22 protein-coding genes are annotated in these 21,412 nt (G+C 67.5%); 17 read left to right on the top strand and 5 right to left on the bottom strand.

Annotated elements, in window-relative coordinates; translation table 11 throughout:
- Window positions 1-256: HNH endonuclease signature motif containing protein (locus AC1DK9_RS14925; RefSeq protein ID WP_476916402.1), on the top strand; the 256-nt coding region annotated here is incomplete at its 5' end.
- 303 nt (window positions 257-559) lie between these two features.
- Window positions 560-1,315 (top strand): class I SAM-dependent DNA methyltransferase, encoded by a 756-nt coding sequence (locus AC1DK9_RS14920; RefSeq protein WP_476916401.1) that lies wholly within the window; start codon window positions 560-562, stop codon window positions 1,313-1,315.
- On the opposite strand, the gene AC1DK9_RS14915 is transcribed toward AC1DK9_RS14920, so the two are convergent.
- Entirely contained in the window at window positions 1,294-1,809 is a 516-nt protein-coding gene (locus AC1DK9_RS14915; RefSeq protein ID WP_476916400.1) for a hypothetical protein, read from the bottom strand. The two genes, AC1DK9_RS14920 and AC1DK9_RS14915, sit on opposite strands and share 22 nt — an antisense overlap.
- Before the next feature lie 21 nt (window positions 1,810-1,830).
- Window positions 1,831-2,256, bottom strand: a complete 426-nt coding sequence (locus tag AC1DK9_RS14910; protein WP_476916399.1) for a GNAT family N-acetyltransferase — start codon at window positions 2,254-2,256, stop codon at window positions 1,831-1,833.
- A 14-nt stretch (window positions 2,257-2,270) separates the two neighbouring features.
- Here AC1DK9_RS14910 and AC1DK9_RS14905 point away from each other — a divergent pair, with 14 nt between their 5' ends.
- Window positions 2,271-2,852 carry a P-loop NTPase family protein gene (locus AC1DK9_RS14905; RefSeq protein WP_476916398.1) on the top strand — a complete coding sequence of 194 codons (582 nt, stop codon included), beginning with the start codon at window positions 2,271-2,273 and terminating at the stop codon, window positions 2,850-2,852.
- A 91-nt stretch (window positions 2,853-2,943) separates the two neighbouring features.
- Here AC1DK9_RS14905 and AC1DK9_RS14900 read toward each other — a convergent pair whose 3' ends face one another.
- Both AC1DK9_RS14900 and AC1DK9_RS14895 read right to left on the bottom strand, forming a co-directional pair.
- Entirely contained in the window at window positions 2,944-3,369 is a 426-nt protein-coding gene (locus AC1DK9_RS14900; RefSeq protein ID WP_476916397.1) for a hypothetical protein, read from the bottom strand.
- A gap of 152 nt (window positions 3,370-3,521) precedes the next feature.
- The gene (locus AC1DK9_RS14895; RefSeq protein ID WP_476916396.1) at window positions 3,522-4,334 is read right to left on the bottom strand and encodes a DUF937 domain-containing protein; all 813 of its coding nucleotides are present in this window, start codon (window positions 4,332-4,334) and stop codon (window positions 3,522-3,524) included.
- 235 nt (window positions 4,335-4,569) lie between these two features.
- Between AC1DK9_RS14895 and AC1DK9_RS14890 the strand changes: the two genes are divergently transcribed.
- The 6 genes from AC1DK9_RS14890 (at window position 4,570) to AC1DK9_RS14865 (ending at window position 12,157) form a co-directional block, all read left to right on the top strand.
- Entirely contained in the window at window positions 4,570-5,586 is a 1,017-nt protein-coding gene (locus AC1DK9_RS14890) for a bifunctional riboflavin kinase/FAD synthetase (protein WP_476916395.1), read from the top strand.
- A gap of 29 nt (window positions 5,587-5,615) precedes the next feature.
- Window positions 5,616-6,470 carry a tryptophan 2,3-dioxygenase gene (gene kynA, locus AC1DK9_RS14885; RefSeq protein ID WP_476916394.1) on the top strand — a complete coding sequence of 285 codons (855 nt, stop codon included), beginning with the start codon at window positions 5,616-5,618 and terminating at the stop codon, window positions 6,468-6,470.
- Complete coding sequence (gene kynU, locus AC1DK9_RS14880; RefSeq protein WP_476916393.1) at window positions 6,467-7,741, top strand: kynureninase; 1,275 nt, start codon at window positions 6,467-6,469, stop codon at window positions 7,739-7,741. The genes kynA and kynU overlap by 4 nt, the downstream gene beginning before the upstream one ends.
- Window positions 7,742-7,937: 196 nt before the next feature.
- On the top strand, window positions 7,938-8,207 hold the full coding sequence (gene rpsO / locus AC1DK9_RS14875) for a 30S ribosomal protein S15 (protein WP_138769772.1): 270 nt from the start codon (window positions 7,938-7,940) through the stop codon (window positions 8,205-8,207).
- A 244-nt stretch (window positions 8,208-8,451) separates the two neighbouring features.
- Window positions 8,452-10,692: a polyribonucleotide nucleotidyltransferase gene (locus tag AC1DK9_RS14870; RefSeq protein ID WP_476916412.1), complete on the top strand. Its 2,241-nt coding sequence runs from the start codon at window positions 8,452-8,454 to the stop codon at window positions 10,690-10,692.
- Between the two features lie 121 nt (window positions 10,693-10,813).
- On the top strand, window positions 10,814-12,157 hold the full coding sequence (locus tag AC1DK9_RS14865; RefSeq protein ID WP_476861599.1) for a M16 family metallopeptidase: 1,344 nt from the start codon (window positions 10,814-10,816) through the stop codon (window positions 12,155-12,157).
- A gap of 178 nt (window positions 12,158-12,335) precedes the next feature.
- Here AC1DK9_RS14865 and AC1DK9_RS14860 read toward each other — a convergent pair whose 3' ends face one another.
- The gene (locus tag AC1DK9_RS14860) at window positions 12,336-12,821 is read right to left on the bottom strand and encodes a DUF1579 domain-containing protein (protein WP_476916392.1); all 486 of its coding nucleotides are present in this window, start codon (window positions 12,819-12,821) and stop codon (window positions 12,336-12,338) included.
- 431 nt (window positions 12,822-13,252) lie between these two features.
- Between AC1DK9_RS14860 and AC1DK9_RS14855 the strand changes: the two genes are divergently transcribed.
- The 8 genes from AC1DK9_RS14855 (at window position 13,253) to AC1DK9_RS14820 (ending at window position 21,407) form a co-directional block, all read left to right on the top strand.
- Window positions 13,253-14,452, top strand: coding sequence for a substrate-binding domain-containing protein (locus AC1DK9_RS14855; protein ID WP_476863485.1), 1,200 nt, complete (start codon window positions 13,253-13,255; stop codon window positions 14,450-14,452).
- Window positions 14,453-14,516: 64 nt separating this feature from the next.
- Complete coding sequence (locus AC1DK9_RS14850; protein WP_476916391.1) at window positions 14,517-15,281, top strand: ABC transporter ATP-binding protein; 765 nt, start codon at window positions 14,517-14,519, stop codon at window positions 15,279-15,281.
- Entirely contained in the window at window positions 15,278-16,081 is an 804-nt protein-coding gene (locus tag AC1DK9_RS14845; RefSeq protein ID WP_476916390.1) for an ABC transporter ATP-binding protein, read from the top strand. The genes AC1DK9_RS14850 and AC1DK9_RS14845 overlap by 4 nt, the downstream gene beginning before the upstream one ends.
- Window positions 16,078-16,953 (top strand): branched-chain amino acid ABC transporter permease, encoded by an 876-nt coding sequence (locus tag AC1DK9_RS14840; protein ID WP_476863482.1) that lies wholly within the window; start codon window positions 16,078-16,080, stop codon window positions 16,951-16,953. Before AC1DK9_RS14845 ends, AC1DK9_RS14840 begins: the two co-directional genes overlap by 4 nt.
- Entirely contained in the window at window positions 16,950-18,212 is a 1,263-nt protein-coding gene (locus tag AC1DK9_RS14835) for a branched-chain amino acid ABC transporter permease (RefSeq protein WP_476916389.1), read from the top strand. Before AC1DK9_RS14840 ends, AC1DK9_RS14835 begins: the two co-directional genes overlap by 4 nt.
- On the top strand, window positions 18,209-19,831 hold the full coding sequence (locus tag AC1DK9_RS14830; RefSeq protein ID WP_476916388.1) for a class I adenylate-forming enzyme family protein: 1,623 nt from the start codon (window positions 18,209-18,211) through the stop codon (window positions 19,829-19,831). The genes AC1DK9_RS14835 and AC1DK9_RS14830 overlap by 4 nt, the downstream gene beginning before the upstream one ends.
- A complete protein-coding gene (locus tag AC1DK9_RS14825; protein WP_476916387.1) occupies window positions 19,828-20,505 on the top strand; it encodes a TetR/AcrR family transcriptional regulator in 678 nt (225 codons plus the stop codon). Before AC1DK9_RS14830 ends, AC1DK9_RS14825 begins: the two co-directional genes overlap by 4 nt.
- Complete coding sequence (locus tag AC1DK9_RS14820; protein WP_476863478.1) at window positions 20,502-21,407, top strand: alpha/beta hydrolase; 906 nt, start codon at window positions 20,502-20,504, stop codon at window positions 21,405-21,407. Before AC1DK9_RS14825 ends, AC1DK9_RS14820 begins: the two co-directional genes overlap by 4 nt.
- Window positions 21,408-21,412 lie beyond the last annotated feature (5 nt).

Here is a 21,412-nt window from a genome sequence, read left to right as displayed (position 1 = left end):
CGCCCGCGACCAAGGCTGCACCTTCCCCGGCTGCACCATCCCCGCCCCCTGGTGCGAAGCCCACCACATCACCTACTGGTCCAAAGGCGGCACCACATCCGCAGACAATGGAACACTCCTGTGCTCCCACCATCACCACCTGACCCACAGAGAACAATGGACCATCCAACCCCGCAACGGCGTCCCCTGGTTCATCCCGCCACCCCACCTCGACCCCACCCAAACACCACGAAGAAACCACTACTTCAGATCGTGAACCACCCGTGCCGTGCTGGCCCTCGCCGAACGGGCGACCGAGGCAGCCGTGTTGAGTCGTCCCGCTGGGTCAGGAGCTGCGGGGTCATGGTCTGGGCGGAGTTCAGGATTCCATGGAGGGGGAGGGGTGTACTGGCGTCGTGGGGCCAGCGTCCGAACCGGGGTCCGGACGACGCCGAGCGAAGAGCTGCGAGCGCCGAGCGGTCAGCAAAAACTTTCGCCATTCGCCTGGCCACGCGAGTTCGTACCGAGCGGACCGCGTCGATCGCTAGTGGAACTGCACAGTGGATGCAATAGTGGCGGGATGGTCAACCAGCAACAGCTATGGGACGACGAAGCCGCAAGGAAGTACGACACGCCTGGAGAGGGCATGTTCGCGCCCGAGGTGCTTGGCCCCACGGTCGAGGTCCTGTCGAAGCTCGCGGGTAACGGACCGGCGGTCGAATTTGCCATTGGCACGGGACGGGTCGCGATTCCCCTCTCCGAAGCCGGGGTCCGTGTCGCCGGCATCGAACTGTCGCATGCGATGATCTCCCGATTGCGCGAGAAGGACGGTGCGGAGGCGATTCCTGTCGTTCAAGGCGACATGACCGAGACAGTCGCAGGCGACAACTTCTCCCTCGCATTTCTAGTGTTCAACACCATCGCCAACCTCCTAACTCAGGAGGAGCAGGTGCGCTGCTTCCAGAACGCTGCCCGGCATCTTGCCCCCGGCGGGCGCTTCGTCATCGAGCTCTGGGTGCCACAGCTCCGTTCGCTCGCACCCGGTCATGGCGGCACGGTCGAGGTGAGTCAGCCGGGGTACCTGCTGGTCGACACTTACGACGTGGTGCAACAGCACGTCGTCTCGCACCACGTGGGGTTCGGTCCGGAACTCTCGGACGGCAGGGAAGCACGCATTGTACGGACACCACACCGCTTCATTTGGCCCAGTGAGCTCGACCTCATGGCCCGGCTGGCCGGCTTCGAGCTGGAATCCAGATGGGCAGACTGGGACGGCAGCGAATTCACCGGAGAATCCCGCAGCCACGTGTCGGTTTACCGCTTGACGGCAGACTGAAGCACATCTCCACGCATCTTGAAGGGGAGGGGAGTACCCGGCGGGAACGGTGCCGCGCCTTGGTCCGGCGTCATCGTGAACCATTCGTCGTTCTGCGCAGTCAGGAAAAATAGTTGCCGGGCACCTGTGTCGAGCGGGTCACCGTCCGGATAGGACTTTCCGCAAGTCACCGGCATGGACGCAACACGTACCGGGCCCGCCCCGATGCCGCCCTTGAGTACCCGCTCCACTTCCACCGCGTGCACGTTCGCCTGGTATCCGTAGATCCGGGCCTCACCGTCCCGCTTCAGCGGCTTGCCAATCAACACCGCGCCGGCGTGATCAAAGCGCTGCTGCATGGTCTCGAATTGCACCCAGTCGACGCAAACGTCTGTGTGGGTGACCGGCACAATCCAGCAACCGCAAAGCAGCACAAGCGACAGCGCTCCGCTTACCGCTGCCCCCGCCACCCTCCGCATGCTCAGACCATAGCTGACAATGTGAACTAGGTCCACGGAGAACAGCCAACCAGCGCCTCAGCGAAACAGGGCGAAAACGCGGATCGGCTCCGGACTGAAATCGGCTCCCTCGGTGAAACCCAGAGTTTCGTAAAAGGCACGCTGGCCGGGCTCGTTGTCGGTAATGAGAACGGTCTGGCGGACATGCCCGTACCGCCGCTGGACTGCTTCCAGCAACGCACGCCCCACGCCGGCGCCCTGGAACGCCGGATCCACAAGGATGTCCTGCAGGTAGCAGATGGTCGCGTCATCAGAGACGGAACGGGCCAAGCCCACAAGGCCACCGGTCGCACTTCGCGCGGCGATCACGAACGAGGAGTTCTGGATAGCCCGCACCAGCAGATCCGGGTCCCGGGTGTAGGCGGTCCACCCCATCGATTCGTAGAGCGCCAACGCCTCGGCGGCGGACACGTCAGGGCTTGCAGAGATGGAAAACTCAGGCATCGGACCAGTGTGGCATGCTGAACGTCGTGCAGACCCCGAATCCCACAGCTGCTCCATCCCGCGTCCTCTTCTACGGTGTCACCGGCAGTGGCAAGTCCTCCGCTGCCCGCGCGTACGCGGCTCGAACGGGGCTCCCGGAGTTCTCGGCCGACGACGATATCGGCTGGCTTCCGGGGTGGCGGCAGCCGGACACCGCCATACAGCGGGAACTTGCAGCGCGCATCGCCGGACAGGATCAGTGGGTGCTCGACAGTGCCTATGGGGTGTGGCGTGACCTCGTTGTGCCGCGCGCGGAGTTGATCGTGGGCCTCGACTATCCCCGATGGCTTTCACTACTCCGATTGATCCGGCGCTCACTTCACCGCGTCATCGCCCGGGAAGAGGTCTGCAACGGCAACCAGGAAACGTTCGGCCGCCTCCTCGCGGCCGACTCGATCATTGGATGGCATTTCCGATCGTTTAGCCGCAAGCGACGAGTGATGCGAGAGCTGCAAAACGCACCGGGCGCGTCGAAGGTCCTCATCTTCCGTCACCCCCGCGAACTCGAGGCATGGCTTCAGCGGCTCCCGGAAACAGACCCGCGACCCGCCGGGTAATCTGCCGGTCAGCTCCCTAGGTTCAGACCCGCGACCCGCCGGGTAGTGCGGCGGCCAGCGCGCAAGGTCCAGCATGGCGTCCTGACCAGCGTCAGCGGATCGGTTCGCCCCGGGCGTCGACCCGGAAGTCCGCAATCACGCGATTCGTCGACGTCTCAATAATGACCACCGAGTGGGCCGGCCAGGCCGGGTCCGGCACGACCGTGTAGTGCACGTCCGTGAGCTTGGTGGCCCGTCCGGCGTCGTTGATCTCGCGGTTGAAGGCGTCCACCACTTTGTAAGTTTCCGTGTTGACGGCGACTGTCTCCCGCGGCAGCGCCGCGGCGTCACCTGATGCCGGCGTCGCGTTCCACCAGCCCTCGTAGCCGCCGACCGGACCGTTGGCCCTCGACTCCGTGGATTGGCCGGCATGCTTCACTGCGGCGGCCTGCGCTGCACCGACGCCCAGCGGCACAGCAACCAGAGTGGCGAGGGCGGCGGCGGTGAGAAGTTTGTTCTTGATAATGTCCCCCAACATCGATCCGGAATTTAGCCTGACTGTAGCAGGCCGCCACGGGGCCGGGCTGCCGGCTGCTGCCAGACCGGTTACCAGGCCGGTTACACGGCCGGTAAAAAGTGGAAGGCCCCGGCGCCACCAATAGGCCGCCGGAGGCCGTTGCCAATCGGACGCTATTTTTTCCCGAACAGGCCGCCCAGCAGGCCGCCTAAGCCGCCGTCGTTCTTCTGTGCCTCGGGCTGCGCGTCCTGGGGAACGTCCCCTTGCTGGCCCGGGAGGTCAATGTCGATCAGCTCACCGGGCTGCGGCTCACTATTGGACGGCTGGCCCTGCGGGACACCCTGCGGCAGAGCCTGGGGCTGAAGCTCCGGCTCGACGGCGTTGCCGCCCTCCGGTGCGACAGCCTCGTTTGCCGTCCGCTGCTGCCCGCCGCCAAGGATGCCGCCGAGGATGTCGCCCAGACCGCCGCCGGCAGCCCCTCCGCCGAGGATTCCACCAAGGATGCCGCCCAGGTCGATGCCCCCGGCACCGGCACCAGTGCCCGCGCCAGCCCCGGTTCCGCTCCCCGCCTGCCCCCGGCCGCCGAGGACCTTGTTGGCGAGATAGGACATGACGATCGGCGCGAGCAGGGGGAGGAGCTTGCGGACCAGGTCCCCGCCCACACCGCCAAGCTGCGCGGTTCCGGCAAGCTGGTTGGCGACCTGGTCCTGCTGGCCGCCGAAGACATGGTTCACGATCTTCTCGCCGTCGGCGGTATCCACCTGGGCCGCGTCGACGCCGCCGTCGACCAGTCCGTCCCGGTGCTGGCCCAGCGCGGACTCCAGCGAGGCCGCACCATCCGGGGCCTGCGCATTGTTGTGCATGCCGGCGAGGAGGGTGGGAACGGCCGCTTCTACCGCGGCTTGGGCCGTTTGCCGGTCGGTGCCAAGCATGTCGGCAATCTGGTCTACCGGGATCTGCCCGAGAATGTCCTGAAGCTCAGTCATGGCGTTCTCCTTCAGCCGCGGGCCGGGCCGCGCGCATTGATGGCGGCGCCGGCAGCATTGCCGTCGCCGAACTGGTGCCCTTGCATCGTAGCCCGGGCCGGAGGAGGCCGAAAGGCATCGCGCGGGAGTCCCGGCTTCGTGCAGGAGCTGCGACGATAGCGGGTAATCTTAGAGAGTTCCGGAGCCGGCCCACCCCTCCGGAGGAGTTCATGGCAGGCAGCAAAAGGCGAGGTAGATGGTCCACATCTGGAACGATCCGTCCGAAGTCCCGGCGGACTTCGGCCCGTCCGTGGTCACTTTCGGCAACTTCGACGGCGTGCACCGGGGCCACCAGCAGGTGCTCTCGCAGCTCATCCGCACGGCCCGCCTGAACCACGCCCGCGCCGTCGCCATCACCTTCGATCCGCACCCAGCGCAGGTGCACCGCCCGGAATCCGCCCCGGAACTGATCATGGGGCTGGAAGACAAACTCGTCGCCCTGGGCGAGGTGGGCCTGGACGCTGTCCTGGTGATGAAGTATTCGCTGGAACTGGCCAGCCTTACGCCGGAGGAATTCGTATCCACGGTGCTGTTCGATGCGCTCAAGGCCAGCCATGTGGTGATCGGCCACGACGCCCGCTTCGGCCGGGGAAACTCAGGCGACCTGGACACCATGAAGGAGCTGGGGGAGAAGCTCGGCTTCGAGGTGCAGGTCATCAGTGAATTCGGTTCAGAGGGCTATCCGCTGCACGGACACCAAAGCGGCGAGCACGGCAACACCAGCGACGACGGCGCGAGCGACCGCCGCTGCTCTTCGACCTGGGTCCGGGAAGCGCTGCGCGAGGGCGACGTCGCCACCGCCGCCGCGGTTTTGGGCCGACCGCACCGGATGCGGGGCGAAGTGGTTCACGGTGCCGCCCGCGGGCGCGACCTCGGTTTCCCCACCGCCAACCTCGCCTCGAACGCCAGCGGTTACATCCCCGCCGACGGCATCTATGCCGGCTGGCTCGTGGACCAGGCCGGCACTCGCTGGCCCGCCGCCATTTCCGTGGGCTCCAACCCGACCTTCGACGGCGTCAGCCGGCAGGTCGAGGCACACGTGATTGACCGCCCGGAGGAGGCCGTCGAAGACTTCGATCTGTACGGCCAGACAGTGGTGGTCGAGTTTGTGGCCCGGTTGCGCGGCATGGTCGCGTACCGTGGCCCTGAGGCTCTGGTTGAGCAGATGCGGCTGGACGTCGTGCAGGCTCACGACATCCTGTTCGCCAGCTAGCTCGCCCCGTTTGGCAAGGAAGGCAAAACGTGACGATTGAGAAAAACACGCGGGAGTTGGACAAGGACATAGTCCGCGATTTCAGCGCCCGGATGAGCTACGCCTCGTACCTGCAATTGCCGACGCTGCTCAGCGCCCAGCAGCCGGTCAGCGCGCCCGAGCACCACGACGAGATGCTGTTCATCATCCAGCACCAGACCACGGAACTGTGGCTCAAGCTCGTGCTGCACGAACTTCGCAGCGCCGCGGCCTGGCTGCGCGCCGACGACCTCGGCTCCGCGCTCAAGGCGATCGCCCGGGTCAAGCACATCCAGAAGACCCTGACCGAGCAGTGGTCCGTGCTGGCCACGCTTACACCCACGGAGTACTCCCAGTTCCGCGGCTTCCTCGGCAACTCTTCCGGGTTCCAGTCCAGCCAGTACCGGGCGGTGGAATTCCTGCTCGGCAACAAGAACCGCAAAATGCTGCCGGTGTTCGAATCCGACCCGGAAGCCCACGGCATGCTGCTTGAACTCCTCGAGTCGCCCAGTATTTACGACGACTTCCTCGCCTACCTCAAGCGCCAGGGCTTCGACGTGCCGGAATCGGTGCTGAACCGTGACGTGAGCCGGGCCCACGAGTTCTGCCCCGAGCTGGTCCCGGTGTTCAAGTACATCTATGAAAATGCGGCCAGCAACTGGGGTGCCTACGAAGCCTGCGAGGAACTCGTGGACCTGGAGGACAACTTCCAGCTCTGGCGCTTCCGCCACCTGCGCACCGTGCAGCGCACCATCGGCATGAAGGCCGGAACCGGCGGATCCAGCGGTGCCGCCTTCCTGCAGAAAGCCCTCGAATTGACCTTCTTCCCCGAGCTCTTCGCGGTCCGCACGGAGATCGGCCAGTGAGCGCCGACGCCGCCTCAGGTGCCGCCGCCGCCGTCGAACCGGGCACCGACGCCCTCTGGCAGCGCGCACTGGAGCTGGACGCGGCTGATCCTCTCGCCTCATACCGCGAGCACTTCGTCGGAACGGACACGGACCTGTCCTACCTGGACGGCAACTCGCTCGGCCGCCCGCTCAAACGGACCGTCATGGACATCAGCAGCTTCATCCAGGACAGCTGGGGCGGCCGCCTGATCCGGGGCTGGGACGAGGAATGGCTTCAGCTGCCGCAGGCCATCGGTGACCAGCTTGGCCGCGCCGTACTCGGCGCCGGCCCGGGGCAGACCATCATCGCGGATTCCACCACCGTGGTGCTCTACAAGCTGATTCGCGCCGCGCTGGCCGCCGTTACCGATCCGGCCCGCACCGAGATCGTGCTGGACACGGACAACTTCCCGACTGACCGTTACCTCGTCGAAGGCATCGCCCGCGAAGAGGGACTCACCCTGCGCTGGATCGAGGCGGACCCAGCCTCCGGCGTCACCGTTGAACAGGTGCGCGCCGCCACCGGCCCGGCCACCGCCGTCGTCGTCCTGAGCCAGATCGCCTACCGCTCCGGCTTCCTCGCGGACCTGCCGGGTATTACCGCCGCCGTGCACGACGCCGGCGCCCTGGTGGTGTGGGACCTGTGCCATTCCGCCGGTTCGGTGGAGGTCGGCCTGGACGCCGCGGAAGTGGACTTCGCGGCCGGCTGCACCTACAAGTACCTGAACGGCGGGCCCGGCTCGCCCGCCTTCGCCTATGTCAACGCCCGCCACCTGCCCGGCCTGCAGCAGCCGATCTGGGGCTGGATGGGACGCAAAGACGCCTTCGAAATGGGGCCCGGCTACGAGGCCGCTCCCGGCATCCGGGGGTTCCTCAGCGGCACCCCGGCCGTCTTCGGCATGCTCGCCATGCGCGGCACGCTGGACCTGCTGGAGGAAGTGGGCATGGCCGCCGTCCGGGAGAAGTCCCGCCTGCTGACCGCGTTCGCCGTCGAACTCCATGACGCCTGGCTGGAGCCTGCCGGTGTGCGGCTGTCCACCCCGCGCGACCCGGAGCTGCGCGGCAGCCACATCACGGTCGACCACCCGGCCTTCCGCGAGATGACGGCCGCGCTGTGGGAGCAGGACGTTATCCCGGACTTCCGTGCGCCGCAGGGCATCCGGATCGGGCTGTCGCCGCTCAGCACCTCGTTCGCCGAGCTGTACCGCGGCGTCGCGGCGATCCGCGGGCTGCTGGCCAGCTCGGAGTAGCAGCCGCCGCCGCGCGGACTGTTTAGACAACTTCGACGGCGTGCCAGTAAACTAAACGTTGGATCCGGCTGCAGTCCGTGGCGGCTGGCTCTTGTTGTGTAGGGAAGACCTTCCCCTTGGGTGAGGGATTTCCGGCGCAGCACCCCCGGCAGTGAATTACTGACTCGGGCCTCACGGCACATCTCTAGGAGTTAACGTGGCACTTGAAGCCGCTGTAAAGCAGTCCATCATGAAGGATTTCGCAACGTCCGAGGGCGACACTGGTTCGCCGGAGGTCCAGGTTGCAGTCCTGACCCAGCGGATCAAGGATCTGACGGAGCACATGAAGGAGCACAAGCACGATTACCACACCCAGCGCGGTCTGCTGGCCATGGTTGGTCGTCGCAAGCGCATGCTCACCTACCTCAAGAACACTGACATCAACCGCTACCGTGCGCTCATCGAGCGCCTCGGCCTGCGCCGCTAGTCAGCTCTAAGGGGCGGCCCTTTCCATCGGAAGGGGCCGCCTTCTTCAAAAAAACTCAACAGGAGGATCAACCGCATCACGCATTCGCGGTCCTCGGTAGTGATCTCCGGGAACGGCTTCAATGAACTGAAGCCCTAGCCCGTGGGTCTCGATCGATGACCGGGTGCAGTGCAGTCCAGTAGACAGATGCTGGATTGGGTTGATGCGGCTGGACTCCGTAAATCAAGAAACGGAGGTGACTCTCTTGGAGGGTCCCGAAATCCAGTTCTCAGAAGCCGTCATTGACAATGGCCGCTTCGGCAAGCGGGTTATCCGCTTTGAAACCGGCCGTCTTGCCAAGCAGGCAGCCGGCGCAGCCATGGTCTACATCGATGAAGAGACCGCGCTGCTGTCCGCAACCACCGCCGGCAAGCACCCGCGTGAAGGTTTTGACTTCTTCCCGCTGACCGTCGACGTCGAAGAGCGCATGTACGCCGCGGGCCGCATCCCGGGCTCGTTCTTCCGCCGCGAAGGCCGTCCCTCGACGGAAGCCATCCTGGCCTGCCGCCTGATGGACCGCCCGCTGCGCCCCGCGTTCGTGAAGGGCCTCCGCAACGAGGTCCAGATCGTCGTCACCGTGCTTTCCATCAACCCGGACGAGCTGTACGACGTCGTCGCGATCAACGCGTCCTCGATGTCCACCCAGCTTTCCGGCCTGCCCTTCTCCGGCCCGATCGGCGGCGTCCGCGTTGCCCTCGTCGCCGACGAGAACGGCTCGCAGTGGGTAGCGTTCCCGAAGCACTCCCAGCTCGAGAACGCTGTCTTCAACATGGTCGTAGCCGGCCGCATCGCGGGCGACGACGTCGCCATCATGATGGTTGAAGCCGAAGCAACGGACAACTCCTGGAACCTCATCAAGGAGCAGGGCGCCACGGCCCCGACCGAAGAGGTCGTTTCCGAGGGCCTCGAGGCTGCCAAGCCGTTCATCAAGGCTCTTTGCGAAGCGCAGTCGGACCTGGCTGCACGCGCCGCCAAGCCGACCGTCGAGTTCCCGGTCTTCCTGGACTACCAGGATGACGTCTACGCCGCCGTCGAGTCCGCTGCCGCCGAGAAGCTGGCCGCTGTCTTCCAGATCGCTGACAAGCAGGAACGCGACACCGCCTCCGACGAGCTCAAGGACGAGGTTGTCTCCTCCCTGGCCGGCCAGTTCGAAGGCCGCGAGAAGGAACTGTCCGCAGCCTTCCGCTCCGTCACCAAGCAGGTTGTGCGCCAGCGCATCCTCAAGGACCAGATCCGCATCGACGGCCGCGGCCTGACGGACATCCGTCAGCTCACCGCCGAGGTTGAGGTTCTGCCCCGGGTCCACGGCTCGGCCATCTTCGAACGCGGCGAGACCCAGATCATGGGTGTCACCACGCTGAACATGCTCAAGATGGAACAGCAGATCGACTCGCTGTCGCCGGTAACGCGCAAGCGCTACATGCACAACTACAACTTCCCGCCGTACTCCACCGGCGAGACCGGCCGCGTCGGTTCGCCGAAGCGCCGCGAAATCGGCCACGGTGCCCTCGCCGAGCGCGCCATCATGCCCGTGCTGCCGTCCCGCGAGGAATTCCCCTACGCCATCCGCCAGGTGTCTGAAGCCCTCAGCTCCAACGGTTCGACGTCGATGGGTTCCGTCTGCGCCTCCACGCTGTCCCTGTTCAACGCAGGTGTGCCGCTGAAGGCCGCCGTCGCCGGTATCGCCATGGGCCTGGTTTCCGACCAGGTTGACGGCCAGACCCGCTACGCCGCGCTGACCGACATCCTCGGCGCCGAAGATGCCTTCGGCGACATGGACTTCAAGGTTGCCGGTACCTCCGAGTTCGTCACGGCCATCCAGCTGGACACCAAGCTCGACGGCATCCCGGCGTCGGTCCTGGCCGCCGCCCTGAAGCAGGCCCGCGAAGCCCGCCTGCACATCCTGGACGTGCTGAACTCCGCGATCGACACCCCGGACGAGCTCTCCGAGTTCGCACCGCGCGTCATCGCGGTCAAGATCCCGGTAGACAAGATCGGCGAGGTCATCGGCCCGAAGGGCAAGATGATCAACCAGATCCAGGAAGACACCGGAGCCGACATCTCGATCGAGGATGACGGAACTGTCTACATTGGCGCCACCAACGGCCCGTCTGCCGACGCAGCACGGTCCGCGATCAACGCCATCGCCAACCCGCAGGTCCCGGAAATCGGCGAGCGTTACCTGGGTACGGTCGTCAAGACCACCACCTTCGGCGCCTTCGTTTCCCTGACCCCGGGCAAGGATGGTCTGCTGCACATCTCCGAGCTGCGCAAGATCGCCGGCGGCAAGCGCGTGGACAACGTCGAGGACGTCGTCTCCGTGGGCCAGAAGATCCAGGTGGAAATCACCAAGATCGATGACCGCGGCAAGCTCTCCCTCTCGCCCGTTGTGGCCGACGAGGCAGGGGCTGGCGACGCTGAGGTCTCCGAGGAGTCCGCAGAGTAGTCTTTCCTGACCCAAGCAGCGGGGCCGGTGTATTCGTCCACCGGCCCCGCTGCCGTTAAAGGCAGGTAGGATTGCAGGCAGATTTGGCGCGTTTTCCGTGACGGTTTCTTGAAAGGCCTTAATGACTGTCGTCCCCCTGCCGCTTGAGCAGAACCAGCACGCTGACACCCTCGTTCACGGAGCCGAAGGCGGCTCGGAGGTGCGGCGCTCGGTGCTGCCCGGCGGTGTCCGGGTGCTGACCGAAGCGATGCCGGGCCAGCGCTCAGCAACCATCGGCTTCTGGGTCGGGGTCGGCTCGCGGGACGAGGCCCCCGGGCAGCACGGCTCCACCCACTTCCTGGAGCACCTGCTCTTCAAGGGCACCAAGCGTCGTACCGCGCTGGAAATCGCCTCAGCATTCGACGAGGTGGGCGGGGAATCGAACGCCGCCACCGCAAAGGAAAGCACCTGCTACTTTGCCCGGGTGCTGGACACGGACCTGCCGATGGCCATCGACGTCATCGCCGACATGATCACCGGCGCCGTGCTGGACCCGCAGGAGATGGAGCAGGAACGCGACGTCATCCTCGAAGAAATCGCCATGGACAGCGACGACCCCACCGACGTCGCCCACGAACACTTCGTGGCCGCCGTGCTCGGGACACACCCGCTGGGCCGGCCGATCGGCGGCACACCGGATGCCATCCGGGCCGTTGCCCGCGACTCGGTCTGGGACCACTACCGCCGCTACTACCGCCCCGACGAGCTCGTCATCACCGCCGCCGGGGGACTGGACCACGACGTCGTCTGCGGGCTCGTGGTGGACGCCCTGCACTCCGCCGGCTGGGCACTCGAGCACGACGCCGCGCCGGTGCAGCGCCGCTCCACCGAGCGCGCCTCGATCACCGGAACTGCGGGCCTGCACGTGGTCAAGCGTCCGGTGGAACAGGCCAACATCATCATGGGCTGCCCCTCCCTGGTTGCCACGGACGACCGCCGCTTCGTGATGAGCGTGCTGAACGCCGTCCTGGGCGGCGGCATGTCCTCCCGCTTGTTCCAGGAAGTCCGCGAGAAGCGCGGCCTGGTGTACTCGACCTACTCCTTCGCCTCCTCCTACGCCGACGCCGGCTACTTCGGCATGTACGCCGGCTGCACGCCGTCCAAGGTCCGCCAGGTCCTGGACCTGCTCGGCGCCGAGTTGGACAAGCTGGCCGAGGGCGGCATCACCGAGGAGGAACTGCGCAAGGCCGTGGGCCAGCTCAGCGGCGGTATCGTCCTGGCCCTCGAAGACACCGGCTCGCGGATGTCCCGGCTGGGCCGCGCGGAACTGGTCTCCGGCGAATACCAGGACATCGACGAAACCCTCCGGCAGATCAAGGCCGTCACCGTGGCCGAGGTCCAGGAGTTGGCGCGCGAACTCGCGGCCGCCCCGCGGACCGTGACCGTCGTTGGCCCCTTCGAGGAAACCGAAACCTTCGGCCTCTAACCCGGACGCTCCCTCAGATCCGGCGCGGACACGCGGGATCCTCCCTCAGATCCGGCGCGCGTGCCGCTGATCCTCCCTCAGCTCCGGTGCGGAAACGTGCGATCCTCCCTCAGGTCCGGCGCGAGAACTTCGGACCCTCCCTCAGCTCCGGCGCAGGAACTTCGGATGCTCCCTCAGATCAGGCCGCAACCGGCGCCGGCTCGGGGACGCGGCGGCAGACCGTGGTCATGAAGGGGCTGAACTCGCTCGCGCTGCCCAGCCGCAGCCCGGCGGCATGCGTTAGCTCGCCATCCTCGACCCGCAAGGTGTGGCGGGCGGTGCCGCGGTCGCTGCGCCGTTCGATTGTCAGGGTCCCGTCGTTCCAGCTGGCGCGGGCGGGCGCCTCCGGAGGCAGGCCCATGCTGTTGACGTGGTACCACAGTGTGTCGGGATGATCCGGATCCATGGTAAAAACGCCGACACCCTCCGTCTTTACTCCGTCGGCGTCGGTGTGCCGGTAGCTCATGGTCACAGCCAAACCTGCCGCGGCGCGGGCGAATACGACCTCGGCCGCAGCGGTGCGGGCCGGACCCCAAGCGGTGGCTTCCCACCGGGTGGTGCCGCTCCATTGCCCCAGAAATGACTCAAGGGCCTCGTGCGCGCTGCCTGGCAGCGGTCGATCCATGCTTCCTCCGAGTGCAAAACCGTCCGTCTGGCCTCGCCACCATCATCACGCGGTGACCCGCGGCTGTAAAGGATAGTGCTCCGGTTCTGAGGGAGGGCCGGTGGGTGGTGCTCCGGTTGTGAGGGAGGGTCGGTGGGTGGGGCTCCGGTTGTGAGGGAGGGTCGGTGGGTGGGGCTCCGGATGTGAGGGAGGGTCGGTGGGTGGGGCTCCGGATGTGAGGGAGGGTCGGTGGGTGGGGCTCCGGATGTGAGGGAGGGTCCGTTTGGAAGCGGGGAAAGTTGCCGTTTCGTTACCGGGGTGGGCAGGAATTCCATTGACAGGCTGTGAGCCGCATCATAGGTTTGCCGTAATCTGAATCACCTTTCAGGTTCAGCCCACTCCCTGCCGGATCTCCTGTTGAGATTCCGCGGACTCTCAACGAAAGGCATCCCGTGAAGGATACAAAGAAGTTCCTGATGGCCGCCGTGATGGCCTCGGGGCTCGCGCTCAGCGCCTGCGCGCCCACCGCCGGGTCGGCCGCGCCGGCAGGCTCAGGCGGTGCCGGCAACGCTGCCGAGCCCGTCAACGTCGGCATCATCTACTCCAAGACCGGACCGCTCGCGGCTTACGGCGAGACCTACTACGAGGGTCTCCAAGCCGGCATCGACTACGCCACCGGCGGCACCGGCGAAGTCAAGGGCGCCAAGATCAACCTCACCTACGCCGACGACGGCGGCGACCCGGACAAGGCCGTCACCGCCGCCAAGGACCTGATCGGCAAGGGCTACAAGGTCATCGGCGGCACGGCGTCGTCCGGCATCGCGCTCAAGCTCGCCGAACAGGCCCAGCAGAACAAGGTGCTGTACATCTCGGGCCCGGCCGCGACCGACGCGATCCAGGGCATCAACAAGTACACCTTCCGCTCCGGCCGGCAGAGCCTGCAGGACGTCGCCACCGCCGGCACCTTCATCGATATCAAGGGCAAGAAGGTCATGGTGTTCGCGCAGGACAACGCCTTCGGCCAGGGCAACGTCGCCGCGGTCAAGGCCGTCCTCGGTGCCAAGGGCGCCACGGTGGACTCCATCCTCGTCGCAGAGGGCCAGGAGCTCACCCCGTTCGCCCGCCAGCTCCTCGACGCGAAGCCGGACATGGTCTTCGTGGCATGGGCCGGCGCGACCACCGGCAGCATGTGGCAGGCGCTGAGCCAGCAGGGCGTATTCGACGCCGCCCCCGTCGTCACCGGCCTCGGTGACGCGGCCAGCTTCGGCGCCTACGGCGCGGCGAGCTCCAAGATCAGCTTCCTCAACCACTACTTCCCCGGCGCGGCCGGCAACGAGGTGGAAAAGAAGATGATTGCCGCCGTCGAGAAGGCGGGCCACAAGGCCGATCTCTTCACCCCGGACGGCTTCGTCGCCGGCCAGCTGATCGTCCAGGCCATCAAGGAGGGCGGCTCCGATCCCGATGCGATGGTCAAGGCCCTCGAGGGCTACAGCTTCGACGGCCCCAAGGGCAAGGAAACCGTCCGTGCCTCGGACCACGCCCTGATCCAGGACATGTACCAGGCCAAGCTCGTCCAGAAGGGCGGCACCTGGGCTCCCGAGCTCGTCAAGGTGGTTCCCGGCGACTCCGTCGCCCCGCCGGAAAAGAAGTAGCGGCCGGGCGCACTGTCGCCCGGCACCGCTTTCCGGACCAGACCGCGAGAAACGAAGGACCCGTATGAAAACCCCAGCCCTGCCCGCCCTTGCGGTGGACGGCCTAGGCTTGCAGATCGGCGGTGCACGCATCCTCCAAGATGTGGGCTTCGCCGTCGAAGCCGGTGAAATGATCGGCGTGATCGGCCCCAACGGAGCCGGCAAGACCACCTTGTTCAACCTGATTTCCGGCGTGCTGCGCCCCACCGCGGGCAGCATCACGCTGAACGGCAGGGAGATCACGGCCGCGCCCATCCACCGCCGGTCCCGGGCAGGGCTGGGACGGACCTTCCAGACCTCCAACCTGTTTCCAAGGCTCAGCGTCCTGGAAAATGTCCGGCTCGCCGCCCAGGCGAAACTCGGCGGCAGCTTCAGCCTGCTGCACTTTCCCTCGGCCTCTGACGAGGCCACCCGGATCGCCCGCGGCACCATCGACGAGGTGGGGCTCACGGGCAAACTCACGACGCCGGCGGGGGACCTCTCGCACGGCGAGAAGCGCAAGGTGGAAATCGCGGTGCTGCTGGCGACGGATCCCGCCGTCGTCCTGCTCGATGAGCCGATGGCCGGGGTGGCGTCGGGGGACGTCCCGTCCCTCACCGCGATCATCGCAGGCATGCACCGGGACCGCGGCTGCACCGTGATGATGGTGGAGCACCACATGGACGTCGTCCTGGGCCTGGTGGACCGCGTCGCGGTCATGCACCACGGCAGCCTGCTGGCCCTGGACAGCCCCGACGCCGTGATGGCTGACCCCACCGTGCAAAGCGCCTACCTTGGAGAGCCCGTATGAGCACCGCAGCGGACAACCGCGGCACAGAGACCCGCCCAATCCTGAACGTCGAGTCCCTGTGCGCCTCGATCGCCGGCCAGCAGGTGGTGGAGGACGTGTCCTTCACCGTTCCGGCGTCGGGAATCACCGCCCTGCTGGGCCGCAACGGCGTCGGGAAGACCAGCACCATCAAGGCCATCATTGGCCTGATCGAGCGCAGCGGGACCGTGGAACTCGACGGCGCGCGGATCGAGAAGGAAGCCACCTTCAAGATCATCCGCGGCGGCGTGGGCTACGTGCCGGAGGACCGCGAGGTCTTCTCGAAGCTCACCGTCGCGGAGAACCTCCGGCTCGCCGAACGCGACGCCGCGCCCCGCCGGCAGCTTGTCGAGGAGCTCTTCCCGGATCTGCTCGCCCGCGCCGGACAGATGGCCGGAACGCTTTCCGGCGGCCAGCAGCAGATGGTCTCGCTTGCCCGTGCGCTGCTGAATACCAACAAGATCCTGCTGGTCGACGAACCCACCAAGGGCCTCGCGCCCAAGATTGTCGGCGAGGTCGCCGAGACCCTGGCCGAGGCAGCCAGGAGTGTCCCGATCCTGCTCGTCGAACAAAACCTGCAAGTGGTCCGCCAACTGGCCGGGGACGCCGTCGTGCTCTCGGGCGGCCGCGTGGTCCACACCGGCCGCGCGCTCGACTTCCTCGATGACCCCGGGCTGATCCAGCGCCATCTTGGCGTCTCCACCGATGCCGCCGACGCCGCCAACGCGGCCCCGGCCGGGAGACCAGCCGGGGAAGCTGCCGAGAAAGGCGCCGCCCTGTGAGCACCCTCGTCCTGTTGCTGTTCACCGGCCTCGGCCTCGGTGCACTGTACTTCCTGGTGGCCGCCGGCTTGTCCCTGATCTATGGCCTGATGGGCGTGCTGAACTTCGCCCACGGCGCATTCCTGACCCTGGGCGCGTTCACCGGCTGGGAAATCGCCCGCCGCACAGGCTCCGACAACTGGGGGACGTTCCTGCTGTCCCTAGTGATCGGGGCCGCAGCCGGCGCCGCCTTCGCCGCCTTCACGGAGTTCGTGCTGATCCGCCGCCTCTACCAGCGCCACATCGAGCAGGTCCTCGTCACGGTGGGCCTCTCACTCGCCGCAGTGGCACTCTTCGACGGCATCTGGGGCACCGACCCGGTCTTCATCAAAGGCCCGGCCTGGTTCAAGGACACTACTGAGATCCTCGGCGCACGGATCCCCAACGACCGTTTCATCTGCATCATCGCCGCGGGCCTCGTGTTGCTGGCCCTGGTGTTCTTCCTGAAGAAGACCCGTTACGGCATGATCATCCGCGCCGGCGTGGAGAACCGCTCCATGGTCACGGCACTGGGGATCGACGTCCGTAAGGCCTTCACCCTCGTCTTCACCATCGGCGGGGCGGCGGCCGGCCTCGGCGGGGTGCTCGCCTCGCACTACTTCGGCTACGTCTCGCCCATGCTCGGCGGCTCGCTGCTGATCTTCGCTTTCATCGTCACGGTGATCGGCGGGCTCGGCTCGCTGACCGGAGCGGCGATCGCCGCCGTCGCCGTCGCCGTCCTGCAGCAGTTCGCGAACTTCTACCTTGGCGGCACCGGCGACTTCGTCGTCGTGCTGGCCCTGGCTCTCGTGCTGCTGTTCCGTCCCACCGGCCTGCTTGGGAGAACCGCATGAGCACCGAGACCGACACCTCCAGCACCGACGGCACGCGCGCTGGCGGCCCCGGCACCGACGGACCCCTCACCGGGCAAACGGCGCCCGACGGCGGCCCCGCCGGCCGCCGGAGGGCCAACACCGGGGGAGGCCCCGCCGCCCCGGACGGCGGCCACCGCGGCCGGGCACCGCGGAGGCTCGCGGCGTTGGCAGCGGGCGCGGCCGGCGTGCTGCTCCTGGTCCTGCTGCCGCTGCTGAACATCTCCCTGCCCGGCGTGCTGCCGGGTCCCAGCTACACGCCCGGGTCCCTGCAACTGCTGGCCATGTGCATGCTGATGGCAGCCGCGGCCTTGACCTACCACCTGCTCCTAGGCGTGGCCGGCCTGCTGTCCTTCGGGCACGCCCTCTACTTCGGCGCCGGCGTCTACGGGCTCGCGATCATCCTGCAGAACTTCGACATTCCGCTGCTACCGGCGATGGGGCTGACCCTGCTGATCGTGATCGTGCTGGCCCATGTGGTGGGCAGCATCAGCCTGCGCGTCAGCGGCATCCCGTTCGCCATGGTGACGCTGGCCTTTGCGCAGGCCGGGTCGGTGATCGTGGGCCGCAATCCCGAGGGCAAGACCGGCGGCGACGAGGGCCTGACGCTGCGCACCGACAACCTGCCCGATTTCCTCGTGGGCGTGGTCAACACCCGCAACCTCTACTGGCTGGCCCTGGCCGTCCTCGTCGCGGTCTTCGTCATCGTCACCTGGGTGCAGTCCTCACGGGCCGGCCACGCTGCGGCGGCCGTGCGCGAGAACGAACTGCGGGTCCGCGTCCTGGGCCTGCAGCCCTACCTCGTGAAGCTGCTCATCTTCGTGGTCGCCGCCGTGCTCGTCTGCATCATCGGCATGGCCTTCCTGCTGCTGCAGAGCGGCGCCGTGCCCCGGGCGGCATCCGCGGACTTCACCATCACGCTGCTCGTGATGGTGGTACTGGGCGGTGTCGGATCGCGCTGGGGTGCCGTGATCGGCGGCGTTTTCTACACCATCCTCGACCAGCGGCTCACCACGCTGGCGAACTCCGACGCGGTCAGGTCACTCCCGGACGTGCTGCGTGTACCGTTGTCCGAACCGTTGTTCATCCTCGGCACGCTCTTCGTTCTGGTGGTGCTGTTCCTGCCGGGCGGAATCACCGGAGCCGCCGAGCGGCTGGGGCAGCGCCGGAACCGGGGCTCGCGGCGCGGTGGTGGCCACGGTACTTCGACGTCGCGCGAAATCCTGGAGGAAGCCGCATGAGCAATCCGAACGGGCCGAATCCGGCCGACGGCCTGCACACCCTGGGCCGCTGGACCACCGACCGCAGCCTGTCCACCCCGCACCGGGTCGCCATCGACGACCGCGGCTGCACCCTGCTGTACAGCGAACTGGAACGTCGCGCCTCGGCCCTGGCCGACGGGTTCCGCGCCGCGGGCTACCGAATCGGGGACCGAATCGCCAGCCTGACCGGCAACAGCTCGGACCATGTGGTGGCCTTCTTCGCCTGCGCCAAGGCCGGGCTGGTCCTGGTCCCGCTGTCCTGGCGGCTCTCGCCCCGGGAGCTCGCTGCCCAGCTTGAACTCGCCGAGCCCCAGCTGCTGCTGGTGGAGGGTGAGCTGGACGCCCTCGCCGCCGCAGCCTGCGCGCTGCTGCCGCACCGGCCGCGGACCGCGGCCCTAGGGCCCGGCGGCGTCGAGCGGTCCGTGCCGCCGCCCTCCCGCGTGCGGCCGGCCGCGTCCGTCGCCGCCAACCCGGCCCGCCGTGAGGTGCGCGACGACGACGCGCTGCTGATGATTTTCACCTCCGGCACGGAGGGCGCCAGCAAGGCCGCCGTCCTGACCCACGCCAACTGCTTCTGGAACAATCTCTCGCTTTCCCGGACCCTGGATATGGGCAGCAACGACGTCGTGCTGGCCGTGCTCCCGCAGTTCCACGTGGGCGGCTGGAACATCCAGCCGCTGCTGGCCTGGTGGGTCGGCGCCACCGTGGTGCTGGAACGCGGCTTCGACCCGGGCCGCGTGCTGCAGCTCATCGCGGAGCGGGGCGTGACCATGCTGATGGGGGTGCCCACCCAGTACCTGATGCTGGCCGAACACCCGGACTTTGCCCATGCCGAACTGGGCAGCCTGCGCCACGCCGTGGTGGGTGGCGCCCCGATGCCGGCCCCGCTGCTGCGGATCTGGCACCGCCGCGGCGTTGCCCTGAGCCAGGGCTACGGCCTGACCGAGGCCTCGCCCAACGTGCTGTGCCTGCCGAACGAGGACGCCGAACGGATGCTGGGCTACTCCGGCAAACCGTACCCGCACGTCGCCGTCGCCGTGGCGGATCCGGTCACCGGTGAAATCCTCGACGGCGCCGCCAGCGGCGAGTTGCTGGTGGGCGGGCCGGGCGTGTTCGCCGGCTACTTCCGAGACCCGGCCGCCACGGCAGCCGTCCTCGCCGGCGGCTGGCTGCGCACCGGCGACCTGGTGGAGCGCGACGCCGAGGGGTACATCAAGGTTGTGGATCGGCTCAAGGACATCTACATCTCGGGCGGTGAAAACGTGGCCCCGGCCGAGGTTGAGGCCGCCCTGCTGACCCATCCCGCCGTGGCGCAGGCCGCCGTCGTCGGGGTGGAGGACGAACGCTGGGGTGAAAGCGGCAGGGGATTCGTGGTGGTCCGTCCCGGCATGGCCACCGACGAGCAGGAACTGCTGGAACACTGCGCCTCCCAGCTCGCCCGCTTCAAGGTGCCGTCGACGATCGAGCTGGTCCCCGCGCTGCCGCGCACGGCCCTGAACAAGGTGCTTCGCGCCAAGCTGCGCCAGGAACTGGCCGGCCGCACTCCCGCCGGGCGGGGTTCCGATGCACGCGGCTCCGCCGCAGGGGGCCGGGCATGAGCGCCGCACCCCGCACCGCCCGGGGCACCCGCACCCGGGCCAAGCTGCTCGAGGCGGCGGAATCGGTCTTCGCCTCGGTGGGATACCACGAGGCCTCGATCGTCAAGATCACCGAGGCAGCCGGCGTGGGCCTCGGCACGTTCTACCTGTACTTCGACGGCAAACAGGCCATCTTCGACGAGGTGGTCGAGGACCTGAACCGGCGGGTCAGGCACGCGATGACCGACGCTGCCAAGAGCGCCGGCACCCGGCTCGAGGCGGAACGGGCCGGCTTCCGGGCCTTCTTCCGCTTCACCGCCCAGCACCCGGCCCTTTACCGGATCATCCGGCAGGCCGAGTTCGTCTCTCCTGGCGCGCTGAGGCTCCACTACACGCGGATCGTCAACGGCTACATCGAAGGCCTCAAGGCTGCCCAGCTCAGCGGCGAAGTCCGGGAGATGGATCCCACCGTCGCCGCCTGGGCCCTGATGGGCATCGGCGAGCTGATCGGCATGCGCTGGGTCCTCTGGGATGAGGAAGGCGCCGAACCCGCGGCCGGCGCCCGGCCCGACGTGCCAGAAGAAGTCTTCGAGGAAATGATGCAGTTCATCGAACGGGCCCTTGCGCCCACGCCCGGTTCCGCCGCAGGAACGGACGCGAACACCACCCCGCCCCAGGAAGGGACAGCCCCATGACCCAGACAGCCAGCAAGGACACCTACCGCACCGCCGAGGTGGAGGTCCGCGGAGGCACGCTGCACACCGCTATCTGGGGCCCGGACGACCCCGACGCCCCGACCATCCTCGCCGTGCACGGCGTCACCGCCTCGCACAAGGCCTGGCCCTACCTGGCCGAGGCGCTGCCGGACGTCCGGATCATCGCCCCGGACCTGCGCGGACGCGGCCGCAGCAATTCCTTGCCTGCACCGTACGGCATGCCCTCGCACGCCGAAGACCTCGCGGCCGTGCTGGCGGCGCTGGCACCGGGACCGGTCGTCGTCGTGGGGCACTCGATGGGCGCCTTCGCCTCGGTCGTGCTGGCGAACCTGTACCCCGAACGCGTCCGCTCGCTCGTGCTGGTTGACGGCGGGCTGCCGCTCCAGGTCCCGGAGGGAATCTCGGACGAGGAGCTCATCTCCTCGGTGCTGGGCCCGGCCGCCGAACGCCTCAACGCCACGTTCCCGAGCCGCGAAGTCTACCGCTCCTTCTGGCGGCAGCACCCGGCGTTCAGCGCCGGCTGGGGCCCGCTGGTAGAGGCCTACGTGGACTACGACCTCACCGGCGAAGAGCCGGAACTGCGGCCCGCCACGCGCTACCAGGCCATGGCCGAGGACACCGCGGAACTGCACCGCGGCGCCTCGCTGCTCAAGGCGCTGGACGAACTCACCGTGGACGCGGTCGTGCTCCGGGCCCCGCGCGGACTGCTCGACGAGCCCGCCGCGCTCTACGCCCCCGGCTACCTCGACGACTGGGCAGCGAAACTTCCGTCCCTGCGGGTCCGCGAGGTGCCGGACGTGAACCACTACACGATCGTGATGGGCGAGGCCGGCGGCGCGGCCGTGGCGGAAAGCGTGCGGGAGGCGCTGGCGGGAAGTTAGGGGTC

This window comes from Arthrobacter sp. 01T414 (assembly GCF_056398965.1).
This window is presented reverse-complemented; position numbering and strand designations above follow the sequence as displayed.

Coding starts and splice junctions, on each gene's coding strand:
- AC1DK9_RS14920 (WP_476916401.1), top strand. CDS start 560: ATGGTCAACCAGCAACAGCTATGGGACGACGAAGCCGCAAGGAAGTAC.
- AC1DK9_RS14910 (WP_476916399.1), bottom strand. CDS start 2,256: ATGCCTGAGTTTTCCATCTCTGCAAGCCCTGACGTGTCCGCCGCCGAG.
- AC1DK9_RS14905 (WP_476916398.1), top strand. CDS start 2,271: ATGCTGAACGTCGTGCAGACCCCGAATCCCACAGCTGCTCCATCCCGC.
- AC1DK9_RS14900 (WP_476916397.1), bottom strand. CDS start 3,369: ATGTTGGGGGACATTATCAAGAACAAACTTCTCACCGCCGCCGCCCTC.
- AC1DK9_RS14895 (WP_476916396.1), bottom strand. CDS start 4,334: ATGACTGAGCTTCAGGACATTCTCGGGCAGATCCCGGTAGACCAGATT.
- AC1DK9_RS14890 (WP_476916395.1), top strand. CDS start 4,570: ATGGTCCACATCTGGAACGATCCGTCCGAAGTCCCGGCGGACTTCGGC.
- AC1DK9_RS14865 (WP_476861599.1), top strand. CDS start 10,814: ATGACTGTCGTCCCCCTGCCGCTTGAGCAGAACCAGCACGCTGACACC.
- AC1DK9_RS14860 (WP_476916392.1), bottom strand. CDS start 12,821: ATGGATCGACCGCTGCCAGGCAGCGCGCACGAGGCCCTTGAGTCATTT.
- AC1DK9_RS14850 (WP_476916391.1), top strand. CDS start 14,517: ATGAAAACCCCAGCCCTGCCCGCCCTTGCGGTGGACGGCCTAGGCTTG.
- AC1DK9_RS14845 (WP_476916390.1), top strand. CDS start 15,278: ATGAGCACCGCAGCGGACAACCGCGGCACAGAGACCCGCCCAATCCTG.
- AC1DK9_RS14835 (WP_476916389.1), top strand. CDS start 16,950: ATGAGCACCGAGACCGACACCTCCAGCACCGACGGCACGCGCGCTGGC.
- AC1DK9_RS14830 (WP_476916388.1), top strand. CDS start 18,209: ATGAGCAATCCGAACGGGCCGAATCCGGCCGACGGCCTGCACACCCTG.
- AC1DK9_RS14825 (WP_476916387.1), top strand. CDS start 19,828: ATGAGCGCCGCACCCCGCACCGCCCGGGGCACCCGCACCCGGGCCAAG.
- AC1DK9_RS14820 (WP_476863478.1), top strand. CDS start 20,502: ATGACCCAGACAGCCAGCAAGGACACCTACCGCACCGCCGAGGTGGAG.